Here is a 17,784-nt window from a genome sequence, read left to right as displayed (position 1 = left end):
CTGGATCAGCCTCCCCCGTTCTTACTTTGGGTGGGGTTTCACGTGAAACGGACGGGGGAGCTGTAGGTCGGCTGGCCGATTTCGTCCAGGATCCGGTTCAGGTCCTGGATCGTCGCGAAATCGACCACGATCTGGCCTTTTCGTGCGCCCAGTGTGATCTTCACACGCGTGTTCAGGCGGTCACCCAGGCGCTCAGCGACCTCATCGAGGTGACCGCGATGCTTACCGGGGGAGGCCTTCGTCCGTACCGGCTTCGGCGAACGGCTCGCCGCCGCCTCCGCAGCACGCACCGACAAGTCCTCGTTGACGATCTTGTCCGCCAGGCGGACCATCGCCTCTTCGTCCTCGCCCACCGACAGGATCGCCCGAGCGTGTCCAGCGCTGAGAACGCCGGCTGCAACGCGCGACTGCACCGGCGCCGGCAGCTTCAGGAGACGGATCGTGTTGGTGATCTGCGGGCGCGACCGGCCGATCCGCATCGCCAGCTGCTCCTGCGTGATCCCGAAGTCCGCGAGGAGCTGCTGATAGGCCGACGCCTCTTCGAGCGGATTGAGTTGGGAGCGGTGCAGGTTCTCGAGGAGCGCATCCCGCAGCATGTCCTCGTCCGCGGTGTCCTTGATGACCGCCGGAATGCTGTCGAGCCCGAGCTCCTTCGTCGCGCGCAGCCGGCGCTCGCCCATGATCAGCTCGTACTTGTCCACCTGCCCAGCGACCGGCCGGACCACCACCGGCTGGAGCACTCCGACCTCGCGGATGCTCGCCACCAGCTCATCCAGAGCCTCCCGGTCGAATTCCACGCGCGGCTGGACCGCATTAGGGACGATGTCAGCAGGGGAGAGGTTCGCGAGCCGGGCCCCAGGAACCGCGACAAGCTCCTCAACCGCGACCGCCGACGTCTCCGGGAAGAAGACGTCCACCGGACGCGCCGACTGATCGCTCGTCGGGATGAGTGCGCCGATGCCTCGTCCCAAACCAGTGCGCTTCGCTGCCATTAGCGGGGTACTCCTCTTCGTGCGATTTCAGCGGCCGCCTCGAGGTACGAGAGCGAGCCGGACGAGTTCGCGTCATAGCTGATGACGCTCTGCCCGTAGCTGGGTGCCTCCGAAATCCGCACGGATCGCGGAATGATCGTTTCGAGCACCTCGGCGGGGAAGTGTTGGCGTACATCCTCGGCGACCTGATGGGCCAGGTTGGTCCGGGAGTCGTACATGGTCAGCAGAATCGTGGACACCCGCAACTTGGGATTGAGGTGCCGCTCGATGAGCTGGATGTTCTTCAGAAGCTGGCTCAGTCCTTCGAGCGCGTAGTACTCGCACTGAATCGGGATGAGCACCTCAGTCGCAGCGACGAAGGCGTTGATGGTGAGCAAGCCGAGCGACGGCGGGCAGTCGATGAGGACATAGTCGATGTCGTACTCGTCCAGGAACCGTCCGAGCGCACGGGACAGCCGCTGCTCGCGGGCGACCATGGAGACGAGCTCGATTTCAGCGCCGGCCAGGTCGATAGTGGCGGGAACCACGAAGAGTCCGTCGAACTCGGGGCTCTTCTGGATGACTTCCTCGAGCTCTTTGTCGTTGACGATGACGTCGTAAACGCTCGGAGTGCCCTCCCGATGCTCGACGCTCAGCGCTGTGGATGCGTTTCCTTGCGGATCGAGGTCGATGGCAAGCACTCGAGCACCCGACTTCGCGAGCGCTGCAGCGAGATTGACGACCGTGGTCGTCTTTCCGACGCCGCCCTTCTGATTGGAGATCGTGAAGATCCGAGTTTGTGACGGCAAAGGCAGCGTCGTAGAAGCGATGGCTTGTCTCCTCCTGGCCAGATCCTGAATCTCCCGGGCGAGTGGTGTCGACGCATCGAAGGTGGCTTCACCCACCTCAACGGGAGTGTCCTGGTCGGGTCGTTTCACGTGAAACCTCGTCGCTTGGTTCGGTATACGGCCTCGCCGCGGTGGAGAAATTGGAACGCGGTGCGAACCACTCGTCAACTCTAGCTTGCATGTCCGACGACACTCCTCAGCATCGCTGAGACTGTGGAGAACCCAGTTATCCTCAGCGCACCTGTGCACGAATGACGCGTGTCACGTCCCCGAGAACGCCTTCACCGAGAGTGAGCACCTCGACGTCGTGGACACGGAACTTCCGCAGATCCTTGGTCGCCGCGTCGACTTCGGCTGCCGCGCCGGCGCCCTTCATAAGCACCAATTCGCCGCCGTCGCGGAGGAGGGGAGCGGTCAACGGAATCAGCTTCCGGAACGCGCTCACCGCACGCGCGGTGACCTGGTCCAGCGGCTCGCCAAGCCGCACGTCTTCGGCGCGATCGCGCACGACGGTCACATTGCTGAGGCCGAGCTCGTCTACTTGCTCGTTCAGCCAGGCGACCCGCCGTTCCATCGGCTCGATGAGCACGAAGTCGACGTCAGGACGGCCGATGGCGAGAACCAGACCGGGAAGACCGGCGCCGCTCCCGACGTCGCCAACCCGACCAGGCCTCAGCAGGGGAGCGACGATGGCGCAATTCAGGATGTGCCGCGACCAAATGCGGGGGAGTTCGAGCGGCCCGATGAGCCCGCGCTCCTCACCCTGCGCAACGAGGTTGGCTGTGAACGCGCGCGCGACATCCAGCTGCTCACCAAAGAGCTCTGCGGCGACCGCGGGTTCGGTCTCGACGGAATCAGTCACCGTTTCACGTGAAACTACGCCGCAGTGATGACCGTGTGACGGTCACGGCCCTCGCCACGCGAGTTCGACACATAGCCGCGCTCGGACACGATGTCGTGGACGAGCTTGCGCTCGTACGAGGACATCGCCGGGAGGGAGGCTTCAGCCGATCCCTCTTCCAGGCGCGCAATGGCACGGTCGACCAGGGTCGCGAGCTCCGCCTGGCGCGCGTCGCGCGAGCCGGCGATGTCGAGGATGAGGCGCGAGAAGCCACCGGTCTGGTTCTGGACCGCGAGACGGGTCAGCTCCTGGAGCGCGGCAACCGTGTCCGGCTTCGAGAGCAGGCGCAGGTTGGTGCCCTCGTCGGCGTTCACCGAGATGTAAGCACGGCCGTTGCGGGTGTCGATGTCGATGTCGCCGTCGATGTCGGCGATGTCGAGCAGCTCCTCGATGTAGTCCGCGGCGATGTCGCCCTCGCGGTCGAGGTCAGCCGGCGGCTCGGACTGGGCGTCGCCGGCAGTCTCTGCCTCGGTGTCGATGGTGGGGGAGTGGACGGCTTCCTCCTCGGAAGGCGTGAACTCGGTCTGCACGTCGGTCATATCCCTACTTCTTTCCGGCCTGCTTCTTCGCGCGGTTCTTGTTCACCGGCTGCACGCGCTGCGTGGTCACCGGCTTCGCCGGCACTTCATCCACCTGGAGAACGACTGCGCCGTCCTGGACCAGCTTGCCCTTGCGCGCCAGGCGGGCCTCGCGCGCCTTCGCGGCGTCGGAGCCGGGCGTCGGCATGTTGCGGATCACCAAGAACTGCTGACCCATCGTCCACAGGTTCGAGGTGAGCCAGTAGAACATGACGCCGAGCGGGAAGGCGAAGCCCGAGAACAGGAAGACGAAGGGGAGCAGGTACAGCAGGATGCGCTGCTGCTTGAACTGCGGGCTCGCCTTGGTCTCCGGCGACATGTTCTTCGAGACGATCTGCAGCTGGGTGAGGAACTGCGAGCCGGTCATCAGCACGACCATCGTCGCGGCGATCACCATGACGGCGACCTGCTGGGGGTGGGCGTTCAGCGCGCCCTGGAAGCTCTGGTGCAGCGGGGCGACGCCGAAGAGCGTCGCGTTGCCGAACTGCTGGGCGAGCGTAGCGTTCAGCGGGCCGACGCCGGCCTTGCCGCTCTGGGCGCCGTTCAGCACCTGGAACAGCGCGAAGAACACCGGCATCTGCAGCAGCAGCGGGAGGCAGGAGCTCAGCGGGTTGGTGCCCGTCTTCTTGTAGAGCTCCATCGTCTCGCGCGACATCGCCTCGCGGGAGAACTGGTCCTTCTTGCCCTTGTACTTGTCCTGGATCTTCTTCAACTGCGGCGCGATCTCCAGCATCCGTCGCTGGTTCTTGATCTGCCGGACGAAGATCGGGATGAGGGCCGCGCGGACGACGACGGTCAGGCCGACGATGGACAGCACCCAGGTGATACCCGCCGCCGGGTCCATTCCGATGTTGCTGAACACCCAGTGCCAGGCGACGAGGATGAGTTCCACGACCCATTTGATGGGCCAGAGGACGGTACCGATGATGTCCATGTCTGGGTGCTAGGCCTTTCCCTGGCTGGTGGCGACGACGAATCCGAACGGAGTGACCCGGTAGCGGCGCTTCTTCTTGAGGGGGACGTCATCGACCCCTCCGGCTGCCCACGGGTGGCAGCGGGCGATCCGGCGAATGCCGAGCGCGCTTCCGACGATCACCCCATGCTCCTGAATCGCCTGCAGCGCATAGGCGGAGCACGAGGGGTAGTACCGGCAGACGTCGCCGTAGAGCGGTGAGATCACCGCGCGGTACGCCCGGAGCACCAGCACGGCAGCGTTCCTCGGAGCGAGGAGCACAGCTGCGATCGCGGTGTTCATGGACGGACGTTGCCTTCGCTGGTGTCCCGCGGACGGCTGTCGCGCGGACTGGTGGTGTGACGGCTGAGGAAACGGTCGGTGGCCCGCGAGACCTCACCGTGCAGATTAGCCCACGTCACTTGGGCGGACGCTGGCAATGCCCGGATGACGACGTCGATTCCGGCGCCGTCGACGGCCGCCGGCGACAGGCGGGGGAGGAGGTCGTACGCGGCGGCCTTGAGCCGGCGACGCACACGATTGCGGACGACCGCGTTCCCGACCGCCTTGCTCACGATGAAACCGAATCGCACCACGTCGGAGTCGCGGTTGAACCGGACGTACGCGATCGTGTTCGCTCCGTTGAAGCGAGCACCTCGTCGCACGGTCGCCCGGTACTCCGCGCCCCGCGTGATGCGATTGTTCTTCGCGAGCACGCGTCGCGCCTTAAGCCGGAAGGGGGCTCTGACCCGGAGGGGTCAGGCCGAGAGCTTCTCGCGGCCCTTGGCGCGGCGCGCCGACAGGATGGCGCGGCCGGCACGCGTGCGCATGCGGAGGCGGAAGCCGTGGGTCTTCGCGCGCTTGCGGTTGTTCGGCTGGAACGTTCTCTTGCTCATATCTATCTCCGTGTGGTCTCTTCACAGGCCGGTGCTGAAAGGATTTCGGCCAGCACGGGGAGGCCAGGAAAGTTTCTGGGCAGCCGAAACGGCTGAAGTCAACTTATTAAAACTACGTCCTGAGACCGACCGAGGTCAAACCGATCGTCCCGAAACCCTTGATTATGCACGGGATTAGCAGGAAGCGCGCGAAGGACGCGCCGGAGTATTCCGGGAACCGAATTTGATCCCCACCTGTGGACAAGTTAGCGTGAACTCCGAAGTTATCCCCAGGCCATCCCAAAAACGGCCGGAGATCGCTACGGTATTGCACACACAGCGGTGGATAACTCTGTGAATACCCCACGGCGGCATCCTTGCCGCCAGCCCAGCGCGAGTCTACGGGGGACGACTCTTCTCGCGCCGGGCCGACGGCATCCACGAAATTCGAAGACGGGGAACGATGGCAGGCGGCGAACAGTCCATTTCTGCGGCATGGCAGAGCGTGCTCGACAATCTCGAGACGGACGACCGCATCACCCCGCAGCTGCACGGCTTCCTCAGCCTGGTCGAGCCCAAGGGCATCATGGCCGGGACCTTCTACCTGGAGGTGCCCAACGAGTTCACGCGCGGGATGATCGAGCAGCGCAGCCGCGTCCCCCTCCTGAACGCGATCGGCAACCTCGACCAGGCGCTGGAGGTCAACACCTTCGCGATCGTGGTGAACCCGGAGATCCAGCAGGAGTCGATGGCCGGCCCCGCCGAGCCCGAGCCGGCCCCGTACCTGGAGGCCGTGGCGCCGATGGTGGCGCCGCCGACCGAGATCACCGCGCCGCCGCGCAACGGCGACACCCGCCTCAACTCCAAGTACAGCTTCGATAACTTCGTCATCGGCCAGTCCAACCGCTTCGCGCACGCGGCCGCGGTCGCCGTCGCGGAGGCCCCGGCCAAGGCGTACAACCCGCTCTTCATCTACGGCGACTCGGGCCTCGGCAAGACCCACCTCCTGCACGCCATCGGCCACTACGCGATGAGCCTCTACCCGGGCATCCGCGTCCGATACGTGTCGAGCGAGGAGTTCACGAACGACTTCATCAACTCGATCGCCAACAACAGGGGCTCGTCGTTCCAGGCGCGTTACCGCAATATCGACATCCTGCTCATCGACGACATCCAGTTCCTCCAGCGGGCGGTCGAGACGCAGGAGGCGTTCTTCCACACCTTCAACACCCTCCACGACCACAACAAGCAGGTGGTCATCACCAGCGACCTGCCGCCGAAGCACCTGACCGGATTCGAGGACCGGATGCGGTCGCGGTTCGAGTGGGGTCTGATCACCGACGTCCAGGTCCCCGACCTGGAGACCCGCATCGCGATCCTCCGCAAGAAGGCGCAGAGCGAGAAGATCCTCGTCCCGGACGACATCCTCGAGTTCATGGCGTCGAAGGTGTCGAGCAACATCCGCGAGCTGGAGGGGACGCTCATCCGCGTCACCGCGTTCGCAAGCCTCAACCGCACCCCGGTCGACATGCCGCTGGTGCAGACGGTGCTGAAGGACCTGATCACGCTCGACGACGACAACGTGATCGCGCCGACGGACATCATCACCAACACCGCGGAGTACTTCAAGCTCAGCGTCGACGACCTCTACGGGTCGAGCCGGTCGCAGGCGGTCGCGACCGCGCGCCAGATCGCGATGTACCTCTGCCGCGAGCTGACGAACCTGTCGCTGCCGAAGATCGGCCAGCTGTTCGGCGGCCGCGACCACACCACCGTGATGTACGCGAACAAGAAGATCAGCGAGCTCATGAAGGAGCGGCGGTCGATCTACAACCAGGTGACGGAGCTCACCAGCCGGATCAAGCAGAACCACCGCTACGGCAAGTAGCCGGCGGTCGCCCTCGACAGCACGCCACGCCGCGGCGCTCGAGAAAGTTATCCACAGATTGATCCCCAGAGTGGGGAGAGTTCGTTATTAACACCTGGGGATAACTTGTGGAGAAGTTCCGGAAAGTCGCTCGATTAATGGGGACGAACGGATCGGGGCTGTGAAAAGGCATCGATCGGGCTCGCGCTCGACATCCTTGTCAACAGCGGGAATCCACCGGTCATCAACAAGTCACGACGGTGTAGTTCCCGCTGATTGCAAGGTATCCACCGAGTTATCCACAGTTTCCACAGCGGTTAACACCATTAATGATTAATCCTTCTCAGTTAAGGCCGGCCGACAACCTCAAGCGCTTGCTCGAATGACAACTTCTGCGCCGAAGGCCAAGCGCTAGGATCGGTGTCGTTCCGTATCCGAGCGCCGACCCAGGGAGACTTCGTGAAGTTCCAAGCCAACCGGGATGTCTTCAGTGAGGCCGTCTCCTTCGCCGTGAAGCTTCTTCCGCAGCGGACCACCCTCCCCATCCTGAGCGGCGTGCTCATCGAGACGACCGATACGGGACTGCAGCTGTCGTCGTTCGACTACGAGGTCTCCGCGCAGACGGAGATCGCCGCCGAGATCGAGGAGCCGGGTCGCGTGCTCGTCTCCGGGCGCCTCCTGGCCGAGATCGCGGCGAAGCTCCCCAACGCGCCCGTGCGGTTCTCCACCGAAGAGTCCAAGATCGTCGTCCGGGCAGGATCGGCGAACTTCACGCTGCTCTCCATGCCGGTCGAGGAATACCCGAGCATCCCGCAGGTCGGCGGGGAGGCCGGACTCGTGCCGGCCGAGGAATTCGCTGAGGCCGTCGCCCAGGTCGGCGTCGCCGCCTCCCGCGACGATGTCACCCCGGTGATCACCGGCGTGCAGCTCGAAGTCGGCAACAACACACTCGGCCTGGTCGCGACCGACCGCTACCGCGTCGCGGTCCGTGAGATCGACTGGGACAACGGCACCACGTCCGGGGAGGCCCAGACCGCGCTGGTCCCGGCGCGCACGCTGACCGAGATCGGCAAGACGTTCGGGCACTCCGGCACCGTGTCCATCTCGATCACCAACCGCGACGACCGCGAGCTCATCGCGTTCACGGCCGACAAGAAGACCGTGACGTCGCTGCTGATCAAGGGCAACTTCCCGCCGGTCCGCCGGCTCTTCCCCGAGCAGGTCGACAACTACGCGGTGATGAACACCGCCGAGCTCATCGAGGCGACCCGCCGCGTGTCGCTCGTCCTGGAGCGCGAGGCCGCGCTCCGCTACACCTTCACCGCCGACGGGCTGACGCTGGAAGCGATCGGCTCGGAGCAGGCGCAAGCATCCGAGAGCATCGACGCTCTCCTCACTGGCCAGGAGACGGTGGTTTCATTGAAGCCGCAGTTCCTGCTCGATGGTCTCGGTGCCGTGCACTCGGAATTCGTGCGCATCTCCTTCACCAAGACCGAGAACCCCAACAAGCCGGGTCCGGTGCTCATCACGAGTCAGACCTCGAAGGATCAGTCCGGTTCGGACTCCTACAAGTACCTGCTGCAGCCCAACCTGCTGCTGCGCTAGGACCCGGTCCCGCTCCACGAGAGAAGAAGGACAATCATGCACATCGGCCTCATCGGTCTCGGACGCATGGGCAACAACATGCGCGCTCGCCTGGAGAAGAAGGGCATCGAGGTCACCGGCTACGACACCAACCCGGACGTGTCGGATGTGGCCACGCTCGCCGACCTCGTCGCCGCGCTCCCCGCTCCGCGCACCGTATGGGTCATGGTGCCGGCCGGCGAGGTCACCGACTCGGTGATCTCAGACCTCGAGCCCCTGCTCGAGAAGGGCGACCTCGTCATCGACGGCGGCAACTCGAAGTTCACCGAGGACTTCAAGCACGCCGAGCAGCTCGCCCCGAAGGGCGTCGACTTCATGGACGCCGGTGTCTCCGGCGGCATCTGGGGTCTGGAGAACGGCTACGGCCTGATGGTCGGCGGCTCCAAGGAGCAGGTCGAGCGGGTCATGCCCGTCTTCGACGCGCTGCGCCCGGACGGTCCCCGCGACGAGGGCTTCGTCCACGTCGGCGAGGTCGGCGCCGGCCATTACGCGAAGATGGTGCACAACGGCATCGAGTACGCGCTCATGCAGGCGTACGCCGAGGGTTACGAGCTCCTCGACACCCGCAAGGACATCATCAAGGACGTCACCGGCACGTTCAAGGCGTGGCAGCGCGGCACGGTCGTGCGCTCCTGGCTGCTCGACCTCCTGGTCCGCGCTCTGGAGCAGGACCCGGAGTTCGAGCACATCGAGGGCTTCGTGCAGGACTCGGGCGAGGGCCGCTGGACCGTCGAGGAGGCGCTCAACAACGCGGTCCCCGTCCCCACGATCAGCGCCTCGATCTTCGCGCGCTTCGTCTCCCGCCAGAAGGACTCGCCCGCGATGAAGGCGGTCGCCGCCCTCCGCAACCAGTTCGGCGGCCACGCCGTGAAGGCCGTGGACTAACCCTCCTTGAGAGTTACACATCTTTCCCTGACCGATTTCCGCAACTATCGAACCGCGGATGTCCCGTTCGCGGCCGGCGCCAATCTGTTCGTCGGCCGCAACGGTCAGGGCAAGACCAATCTCGTCGAATCGCTCGGCTACCTGAGCACTCTCGGGTCGCATCGGGTGTCGAGCGATCAGGCGATGATCCGCAAGGACGCCGACTCGGCGATCGTCCGGGCGCGCATCGAGCACGACGGCCGGGAGCTCCTGGTCGAAGTGCAGCTCAACCGCTCGTCTCCGAACCGCGCGCAGGTGAATCGCGGCGCGATCAAGCCGCGCGAGCTACCCCGGTACTTCTCCAGCGTCCTGTTCGCCCCGGAGGACCTCGCGCTGGTCCGCGGCGAGCCCGGCATCCGCCGCCGGTTCCTGGATCAGTTGCTGATCCAGCGGAGCCCGCGCTTCTCGGCCGTCATCTCCGACTACGAGCGTGTCCTCAAGCAGCGCAACACGCTGCTGAAGTCGGCACGCGCCTCCCGCGTGAAGCCCGACCAGCTCGGGACGCTCGACATCTGGGACGAGCGGCTGGTCGCCCTCGGCACCGAGCTGGTGGACGCACGGCTCGACCTGGTCGCCCGGCTGAGCGACCCGCTCGTCGCGGCCTATCGGTCGGTCGCCGGCGACGATCACCATCCCCGGCTGATCCCGCAGCTCACCATCCGCGGCGCCCACGTGGACGACGAGGACGACGACACCGACACTGCCGTAACCGCCTCAGCCGGTGACACCGCCGAGGTGTTCCGCGGCGCGCTGGCCGCCGTGCGTGCGAAAGAGCTGGAGCGTGGCCTCACCCTGGTCGGCCCGCACCGCGACGACGTGCTCTTCGAGCTGAACGGCCTCCCGGCCAAGGGCTACGCCAGCCACGGCGAGTCCTGGTCGTTCGCGCTCGCGCTCAAGCTGGCCTCGGCCGAGCTGCTGCGCCGCGAGTCCTCCACCGGCGACCCCGTCCTCATCCTCGACGACGTGTTCGCCGAACTCGATCAGGCCCGCAGGCGGATGCTTGCAACCGCCGTAGCCGGTTACGAGCAGGTGCTCATCACCGCGGCTGTCTACGACGACGTCCCGGAGACCCTCACCGCCCACACTGTGCGGATCGAGGCCGGGACTATCGTGGGATCGTGAGCGAGGCGTCGGCCGTCTATCTGCGGATGAAGGAGCTCTTCACGGGCACTCCGTCCCGCAGCCGCCGTGCCCGCCGCGCGCAGGACGATCCTTCGGCGTCGAAGCCGTTCGGCTCCGGCCGGGACCCGCGCGGGCTCGGCGACGTGGTCGACGCGCTCGCCCAACAGCTCGGCTGGACGGCGCCGCTGGCGAAGTCCGACCTCCTGGAGGGCTGGGAGCAGCTCGCCGGCGAGGAGACCGCGAAGCACGCCGTGCCGGACCAGATCACTGACGGCGTACTCGTCGTGCGCTGCGAGTCGACGGCCTGGGCGACCCAGCTGCGGATGATGCGCTCTGAGCTGCTGGTGCGCATCGGCGAGCGGTTCCCCGACGCCGACATCCAGTCGATCCGTTTTCAAGGGCCGGACGCCCCCTCCTGGAAACGCGGCCCCAGGTCGATTCCAGGGCGCGGTCCGCGCGATACTTACGGCTGAGTGCACAAAAGAGGTCGCCCATTCGAAGAAAACGCGTCAGACGGGCGATTTCGGGCAATCCGGCTCCCTGCCCTTGGTAGAATGGAGAGTCACTGTCGAGTGCGGTCAGGAGCCAAATTTCATATGACGATGGAACCGAACAGGGCCGAGGCGGAACACGACTACGGCGCGAATGAGATCCAGATCCTCGAAGGTCTCGAAGCCGTCCGCAAGCGACCCGGAATGTACATCGGCTCCACCGGCCCCCGCGGTCTCCACCACCTGGTGTACGAGATCGTCGACAACTCCGTCGACGAGGCGCTCGCCGGCTACGCCGACAACATCGATGTGCGCATCCTCCCCGACGGAGCAGTCCGGGTGGACGACAACGGCCGCGGCATCCCGGTGGACGAGCACCCGGTCGAGAAGAAGTCGACCGTAGAGGTCGTCCTGACGATCCTGCACGCCGGCGGCAAGTTCGGCGGCGGCGGTTACGCGGTCTCCGGCGGTCTGCACGGCGTCGGCAGCTCGGTCGTCAACGCCCTGTCCTCCCGTCTCGACGTCGAGGTGTACCGGCAGGGATTCGTCTGGCGGCAGAGCTACCGCAACGGTGTTCCGCAGGCGCCGCTCGAGCAGGGCGAAGCGTCCGAGCGGACCGGAACGGTCATCACCTTCTGGCCGAGCCCGGAGACGTTCGAGACCGTCGTGTTCGACTACGACACCCTCCGCACCCGCTTCCAGCAGATGGCCTTCCTCAACAAGGGCCTTCGCATCTCCATCAGCGACGAGCGCGCTCCGGAGGTCGAGCCCGTCGAGGGTGAGGTCGAGGAGGACGTCGAGGTGTTCGCCGCCCGCTCCGAGGTGTTCCTCTACGAGCGCGGTCTCACCGATTACGTGGAGTACCTGAACGCCGCGAAGAAGGCGGAGGTCGTCCACGACGAGATCATCTCCTTCGAGTCGGAGGACACCGAGCGCAAGATCGCGCTCGAGGTCGCGATGCAGTGGACGACCAGCTACAACGAGTCCGTCTTCACCTACGCGAACACGATCAACACCCACGAGGGCGGCACGCACGAGGAAGGCTTCCGCGCGGCGCTGACCACGCTGGTCAACCGGTACGCGCGCGAGAAGAACATCCTCAAGGAGAAGGACGACAACCTCTCCGGCGACGATGTGCGCGAGGGTCTCACCGCCGTCATCTCGGTCAAGCTGTCCGAGCCGCAGTTCGAGGGCCAGACCAAGACCAAGCTCGGCAACACGGAGGCCAAGGCCTTCGTGCAGAAGATCGTCGGCGACCAGCTCGGCGACTGGTTCGACCGCAACCCGAACCAGGCCAAGGAGATCATCCGCAAGGCGCTCCAGGCCGCGACCGCACGCATCGCCGCACGCAAGGCGCGCGAGACCGCTCGGCGCAAGGGCCTCCTGGAGAGCGGCGGGATGCCGGGCAAGCTGAAGGACTGCGCCTCCAAGGACCCGACGCTGTCGGAGATCTTCATCGTCGAGGGCGACTCGGCAGGCGGCTCGGCCGTCCAGGGCCGCAACCCCGAGACCCAGGCGATCCTCCCGCTGCGCGGCAAGATCCTCAACGTCGAGAAGGCCCGGCTCGACCGCGCGCTCGCGAACAACGAGGTCCAGGCCATGATCACGGCGTTCGGCGCCGGCATCGGCGAGGACTTCAACCCGGAGAAGGCGCGGTACCACAAGATCGTGCTGATGGCCGACGCGGACGTCGACGGCCAGCACATCACGACCCTGCTGCTGACCCTGCTGTTCCGCTACATGCGGCCGCTCATCGAGCTCGGCTACGTCTACCTCGCGCAGCCGCCGCTGTACCGGCTCAAGTGGTCGAACGCCGACCACGAGTACGTCTACTCCGACCGCGAGCGCGACGCGTTCCTCGCGGAGGGCCTCGCCGCCGGCAAGCGCATCCCCAAGGACAACGGCGTGCAGCGCTACAAGGGTCTGGGCGAGATGGACTACAAGGAGCTGTGGGAGACCACGATGAACCCGGAGACGCGCACGCTGCTCCAGGTCACGCTCGACGACGCGGCGGCGGCCGACGAGATCTTCGCCACGCTGATGGGCGAGGACGTCGAGTCGCGTCGTTCGTTCATCCAGAAGAACGCCAAGGACGTGCGGTTCCTCGACATCTGAGGATCCGCGACGAAGAGACCCCACGGTCTGAGAAGAGAGCACTGTGACGGACGAGACCCCAACCGGCGGCGAGAGCTTCGGCATCCACGGCAGGATCGACCAGGTCGACCTGCAGTCGGAGATGCAGCGGTCGTACCTCGACTACGCGATGAGCGTCATCGTCGGGCGTGCGCTGCCCGAGGTGCGCGACGGCCTGAAGCCGGTGCACCGGCGCGTGATCTACGCGATGTTCGACGGCGGCTACCGGCCGGACAAGGCGTTCTCGAAGTGCGCCCGTGTCGTCGGCGACGTGATGGGGCAGTTCCACCCGCACGGTGACTCCGCCATCTACGACGCGCTCGTCCGCCTCGTCCAGCCCTGGAGCCTCCGTTACCCGCTGGCGCTCGGCCAGGGCAACTTCGGCTCGCCGGGCAACGACGGCGCCGCGGCCCCGCGGTACACCGAGACCAAGATGGCCCCGCTGGCGCTGGAGATGGTCAGGGACATCGACGAGGAGACCGTCGACTTCCAGGACAACTACGACGGCCGCACGCAGGAGCCGTCCGTCCTCCCGAGCCGCTTCCCGAACCTGCTGGTCAACGGCTCGGTCGGCATCGCGGTCGGCATGGCCACGAACATCCCGCCGCACAACCTCCGGGAGGTCGCCGACGGCGCGCTCTGGCACCTCGCCAACCCGGAGGCCCCGCGCGAGGAGCTCCTGGAGGAGCTGATCAAGCGGATCAAGGGCCCGGACTTCCCGACCGGCGCGCAGATCCTCGGCGTCAAGGGCATCCAGGACACCTACCGCACCGGCCGCGGCTCGATCACGATGCGCGCCGTCGTGAACATCGAGGAGATCCAGGGCCGCGTGTGCCTGGTGGTCACCGAGCTGCCGTACCAGGTGAACCCGGACAACCTCGCGATCAAGATCGCCGAGCTGGTGAAGGACGGCCGCGTCGGCGGCATCGCGGACATCCGCGACGAGACCTCGGGCCGCACCGGTCAGCGTCTCGTGATCGTCCTGAAGCGCGACGCGGTCGCGAAGGTCGTGCTGAACAACCTCTACAAGCACACCCAGCTGCAGGAGAACTTCGGCGCCAACATGCTGGCGATCGTGGACAACGTGCCGCGCACGCTCGCGCTGGACGGCTTCATCACCGCGTGGGTCGACCACCAGATCGACGTCATCGTGCGCCGCACCCGCTTCCGCCTCCGTAAGAAAGAGGAGCGCGCCCACATCCTGCGCGGTTACCTCAAGGCGCTCGACGCGCTGGACGAGGTCATCGCCCTCATCCGCCGGTCGGCCACCGTGGAGGACGCCCGCGACGGCCTGAAGCAGCTGCTCGACGTCGACGACACGCAGGCGGACGCCATCCTGGCCATGCAGCTGCGCCGCCTCGCCGCGCTGGAGCGCCAGAAGATCATCGAGGAGCACGACCAGATCGAGCTCGAGATCGCCGACCTCAAGGCCATCCTCGACGACCCGGTGCGCCAGCGCACGATCGTGAGCGAGGAGCTCACCGAGATCGTCGACCGCTTCGGCGACGACCGCCGCACCGAGATCATGTTCGGCTTCGACGGCGACATGAGCGTCGAGGACCTCATCCCCGAAGAGGAGATGGTGGTCACGGTCACCCGCGGCGGCTACATCAAGCGCACGCGCAGCGACAACTACCGCAGCCAGCACCGCGGCGGCAAGGGCGTCAAGGGCGCCCAGCTCCGCGGCGAGGACGTGGTGGACCACTTCTTCGTCACGACGACGCACCACTGGCTCCTCTTCTTCACGAACAAGGGCCGCGTCTATCGCGCCAAGGCCTACGAGGTGCAGGAGGCCGGCCGCGACGCGAAGGGCCAGCACGTCGCGAACCTCCTCGCCATGCAGCCGGACGAGGAGATCGCGGAGATCCTGGACATCCGCGACTACAAAGCCGCGAAGTACCTGGTGCTCGCCACCCGCGACGGCCTCATCAAGAAGACCGCGCTGGAGGAGTACGACACCAACCGGTCGGGCGGCATCATCGCGATCAAGCTGCGCGAGGACGACGAGCTCGTCTCCGCACTGCTGGTCGAGGAGGACTCCGACCTCCTGCTGGTCTCCCGCAAGGGCATGTCGATCCGGTTCACCGCGACCGACGAGGCGCTGCGCCCGATGGGCCGCTCCACCTCCGGTGTGATCGGGATGCACTTCCGCGGCGAGGACCGGCTGCTCGACGCGGCCGTCGTCTCCGACGAGGGCTACGTCTTCGTGGTGACCGAGGGAGGCTACGCCAAGCGCACCTCGGCCGACCAGTACCGGCTCCAGGGTCGCGGCGGACTGGGCATCAAGGTCGCGAAACTGAGCGATGACCGGGGGGATCTCGTGGGTTCTCTCATCGTCGACGAGGACGACGAGGTCCTGGTGGTTCTTGCCAGCGGCAAGGTGGTACGCTCTGCCGTGGCCGAGGTACCCGCCAAGGGCCGAGACACCATGGGTGTCGTTTTTGCACGTTTCGCCGAGTCCGACAAGATCATCGCTCTGGCGAAGAACACCGAGCGCAACCTGGATTCCCAGGAAGCCGATGCAGAATCGGTAGCCGACGATGAAACCGGTCGTGCCGGGAAGGATGAAGCCGTAGATGAGCAGTAGCGTCGCCGAGAAACTCGCGAGGAAGTCGACCCGACGACCGACGTCCGCCAAGCAGGTGAGACTGAAGCTCGTCTACGTCGACTTCTGGTCGACCGTGAAGCTCTCGTTCCTCGCGGGCATCTGCCTCGCGATCATCGCGATCGTGGGCACCTTCCTGATCTGGACGGTCCTCGACCGCACCGGCATCTTCGACCAGCTCAACGGCCTGGTGAAGGACATCTCCGGCGCGGGCGGCGGCGACCTCCGATCGGTGCTCGGCCTCGGCCAGGTCATGGGCTTCTCGCTGGTCGTCGGCATCCTCGACATCGTCGTGGTGACCGCGCTCGGCGCCGTGTTCGCGCTGCTCTACAACCTGTCGGTCAAGATCACGGGCGGCCTGCTCGTGGGCTTCACCAACAACTGAGCGCGCGACCGGCACTCGATTTCACCATCAGGGCTCAGATCAGGTACCCTCTTATCTGTTGCCCATTCGGGGATATAGCTCAGGCGGTTAGAGCGCTTCGCTGATAACGAAGAGGTCCGAGGTTCAAGTCCTCGTATCCCCACCATGTGTCGTGTCCGGCACAACCTCCCGGGGCCTTAGCTCAGTTGGTAGAGCGCCTGCTTTGCAAGCAGGATGTCAGGAGTTCGAATCTCCTAGGCTCCACTCATTTCTGGAGTACCGGAGTCACCGGCACGACCGGCTGTTCGAAGTCGATGTGGTGGCCCTGGAGCCACATCATCGACCGGCCGTCGTCGCGGGCCGCGCGGCGGAAGATCAACGGAAGCATCAGGTCGCGGATCACCCGGCCGATCGGGCCCGCCGCCTTCTGCGCCGAGCCGCGGCGCCCGTGTTCCACGATCTTCTCCACGCGCTCACGTCGCAGCGACACGAACGTCTCGAAGGCGCTGGTCGTGTCGGGGCAGTCGCGCAGGCACTGAGTCAGGATCACAGCGTCCTCCAGCGACATCGCCGCGCCCTGCCCGGCCGACGGTGCGGTGGCGTGCGCCGCGTCCCCGATCAGCACCATGCGGCCGCGCGCGTCGTGCCAGTTCTTCACGACGGGCATGTCGTAGGTCGTCCAGCCGGTGAGCGGCGCGGGTGCGCGGTCCAGGATGACCTCGGCCGGCCCGGCGTCGCCCGCCATGAGCTCGCGCAGCCAGCCGCGCCAGTCCTCGTCGGACATCCCCGACAGCACTCCCTTCGCCGGCTCGTCCTTCATCGGAGGGTTCGAGAACCAGACCGTACCGCCGTCAGGGGTGTTCATCCAGGCGAAGAAGGCGCGCGTGCCGAACTGCATCACGAACTCGCGGTCAGGCGCGTCGACCGTGAGGCCCGGGATGTAGCCACCGGTGTTGAGGACGGGGACGTACCGCGGCGGCGCAGCCTCCGGATCGATGGCGGTCCGCACGCGCGAGTGGATTCCGTCTGCGCCGACGAGGAAGTCCCCCTCCGCCGTGCTGCCGTCGGCGAAGCGCGCGCGGACTCCGTCCGTGGTGTAGTCCGCGCTGACGAACTCCTTGCCGTACTCGACGGCGACGCCGCGCTCGGTAGCCTGGTCGGCCAGGGCGTTGTAGAGGTCGACGCGCGGCATCATCACCGACGTCTGGCCGTCGGGTCGCCGGGCGGCCATGGGCAGCCGGCCGAGGGACCTGCCCTTGCCGTTCACGAAGCCGATGTCGTCCACCGGGTAGCCGATGTCCTCGATCGGCTCGGCCAGCCCGACCGCGCGGAGGGCGTCCATCCCGTTGGCCTGGAAGGAGATCCACGCGCCGCGGCGGTCATCGTCGCGTGAGCCGCGCTCGTAGATGACGGCGTCGATGCCGACCTTCTTCAGCGCGACGGCGAGCACCGGTCCGGCGATCCCGGATCCGATGATGAGTGCGCGAGTCATGATTCCTCCCGATAAGG

General features: G+C 66.1%; 17 protein-coding genes and 2 tRNA genes. 10 read left to right on the top strand and 9 right to left on the bottom strand.

Annotation, left to right across the window (positions count from 1 at the left end; all coding sequences use genetic code 11):
• Positions 1 to 38 precede the first annotated feature (38 nt).
• From F1C12_RS14615 to rpmH, 8 genes are all read right to left on the bottom strand, one after another.
• On the bottom strand, positions 39 to 992 hold the full coding sequence (locus F1C12_RS14615; RefSeq protein ID WP_185275651.1) for a ParB/RepB/Spo0J family partition protein: 954 nt from the start codon (positions 990 to 992) through the stop codon (positions 39 to 41).
• Positions 992 to 1,909, bottom strand: coding sequence for a ParA family protein (locus tag F1C12_RS14610; protein WP_308457986.1), 918 nt, complete (start codon positions 1,907 to 1,909; stop codon positions 992 to 994). Before F1C12_RS14610 ends, F1C12_RS14615 begins: the two co-directional genes overlap by 1 nt.
• Positions 1,910 to 2,051: 142 nt before the next feature.
• Positions 2,052 to 2,681, bottom strand: coding sequence for a 16S rRNA (guanine(527)-N(7))-methyltransferase RsmG (gene rsmG, locus F1C12_RS14605; protein ID WP_185275650.1), 630 nt, complete (start codon positions 2,679 to 2,681; stop codon positions 2,052 to 2,054).
• 14 nt (positions 2,682 to 2,695) lie between these two features.
• Positions 2,696 to 3,259, bottom strand: a complete 564-nt coding sequence (locus tag F1C12_RS14600) for a Jag family protein (protein ID WP_185275649.1) — start codon at positions 3,257 to 3,259, stop codon at positions 2,696 to 2,698.
• A 4-nt stretch (positions 3,260 to 3,263) separates the two neighbouring features.
• The gene (gene yidC, locus F1C12_RS14595) at positions 3,264 to 4,232 is read right to left on the bottom strand and encodes a membrane protein insertase YidC (protein WP_185275648.1); all 969 of its coding nucleotides are present in this window, start codon (positions 4,230 to 4,232) and stop codon (positions 3,264 to 3,266) included.
• Positions 4,233 to 4,241: 9 nt separating this feature from the next.
• Positions 4,242 to 4,553 carry a membrane protein insertion efficiency factor YidD gene (gene yidD, locus F1C12_RS14590; RefSeq protein ID WP_179604152.1) on the bottom strand — a complete coding sequence of 104 codons (312 nt, stop codon included), beginning with the start codon at positions 4,551 to 4,553 and terminating at the stop codon, positions 4,242 to 4,244.
• Positions 4,550 to 4,966 carry a ribonuclease P protein component gene (gene rnpA / locus F1C12_RS14585; protein WP_185275647.1) on the bottom strand — a complete coding sequence of 139 codons (417 nt, stop codon included), beginning with the start codon at positions 4,964 to 4,966 and terminating at the stop codon, positions 4,550 to 4,552. The genes yidD and rnpA overlap by 4 nt, the downstream gene beginning before the upstream one ends.
• A gap of 42 nt (positions 4,967 to 5,008) precedes the next feature.
• Positions 5,009 to 5,146, bottom strand: coding sequence for a 50S ribosomal protein L34 (rpmH, locus tag F1C12_RS14580; protein WP_055922080.1), 138 nt, complete (start codon positions 5,144 to 5,146; stop codon positions 5,009 to 5,011).
• A 442-nt stretch (positions 5,147 to 5,588) separates the two neighbouring features.
• On the opposite strand from rpmH, the gene dnaA reads away from it, so the two are divergent.
• The 10 genes from dnaA (at position 5,589) to F1C12_RS14530 (ending at position 16,539) form a co-directional block, all read left to right on the top strand.
• Positions 5,589 to 7,013 (top strand): chromosomal replication initiator protein DnaA, encoded by a 1,425-nt coding sequence (gene dnaA / locus F1C12_RS14575; RefSeq protein ID WP_185275646.1) that lies wholly within the window; start codon positions 5,589 to 5,591, stop codon positions 7,011 to 7,013.
• A 438-nt stretch (positions 7,014 to 7,451) separates the two neighbouring features.
• The gene (gene dnaN, locus F1C12_RS14570) at positions 7,452 to 8,597 is read left to right on the top strand and encodes a DNA polymerase III subunit beta (RefSeq protein WP_185275645.1); all 1,146 of its coding nucleotides are present in this window, start codon (positions 7,452 to 7,454) and stop codon (positions 8,595 to 8,597) included.
• A gap of 36 nt (positions 8,598 to 8,633) precedes the next feature.
• Positions 8,634 to 9,521 (top strand): phosphogluconate dehydrogenase (NAD(+)-dependent, decarboxylating), encoded by an 888-nt coding sequence (gene gnd / locus F1C12_RS14565; protein WP_185275644.1) that lies wholly within the window; start codon positions 8,634 to 8,636, stop codon positions 9,519 to 9,521.
• Between the two features lie 6 nt (positions 9,522 to 9,527).
• Complete coding sequence (gene recF / locus F1C12_RS14560) at positions 9,528 to 10,682, top strand: DNA replication/repair protein RecF (RefSeq protein ID WP_185275643.1); 1,155 nt, start codon at positions 9,528 to 9,530, stop codon at positions 10,680 to 10,682.
• Between the two features lie 26 nt (positions 10,683 to 10,708).
• On the top strand, positions 10,709 to 11,155 hold the full coding sequence (locus F1C12_RS14555; protein WP_185278979.1) for a DUF721 domain-containing protein: 447 nt from the start codon (positions 10,709 to 10,711) through the stop codon (positions 11,153 to 11,155).
• Positions 11,156 to 11,278: 123 nt separating this feature from the next.
• A complete protein-coding gene (gene gyrB / locus F1C12_RS14550) occupies positions 11,279 to 13,288 on the top strand; it encodes a DNA topoisomerase (ATP-hydrolyzing) subunit B (protein ID WP_185275642.1) in 2,010 nt (669 codons plus the stop codon).
• A 43-nt stretch (positions 13,289 to 13,331) separates the two neighbouring features.
• Positions 13,332 to 15,893 carry a DNA gyrase subunit A gene (gyrA, locus tag F1C12_RS14545; protein WP_185275641.1) on the top strand — a complete coding sequence of 854 codons (2,562 nt, stop codon included), beginning with the start codon at positions 13,332 to 13,334 and terminating at the stop codon, positions 15,891 to 15,893.
• Positions 15,883 to 16,296: a DUF3566 domain-containing protein gene (locus tag F1C12_RS14540; RefSeq protein WP_179604144.1), complete on the top strand. Its 414-nt coding sequence runs from the start codon at positions 15,883 to 15,885 to the stop codon at positions 16,294 to 16,296. Before gyrA ends, F1C12_RS14540 begins: the two co-directional genes overlap by 11 nt.
• Positions 16,297 to 16,364: 68 nt before the next feature.
• Positions 16,365 to 16,441: transfer RNA gene (locus tag F1C12_RS14535), tRNA-Ile, on the top strand.
• 25 nt (positions 16,442 to 16,466) lie between these two features.
• Positions 16,467 to 16,539 (top strand) — tRNA-Ala (locus tag F1C12_RS14530).
• Position 16,540: 1 nt separating this feature from the next.
• Here the strand turns inward: F1C12_RS14530 and F1C12_RS14525 are convergent.
• Positions 16,541 to 17,767, bottom strand: a complete 1,227-nt coding sequence (locus F1C12_RS14525; RefSeq protein WP_185275640.1) for an FAD-dependent oxidoreductase — start codon at positions 17,765 to 17,767, stop codon at positions 16,541 to 16,543.
• Between the last annotated feature and the right edge of the window lie 17 nt (positions 17,768 to 17,784).

It is taken from the genome of Leifsonia shinshuensis, from assembly GCF_014217625.1.
In the GTDB taxonomy this organism is placed as follows: domain Bacteria; phylum Actinomycetota; class Actinomycetes; order Actinomycetales; family Microbacteriaceae; genus Leifsonia; species Leifsonia shinshuensis_A.
Note: the sequence above shows the minus strand (reverse complement) of the source record. Positions and strands in the feature narration are given on the sequence as shown.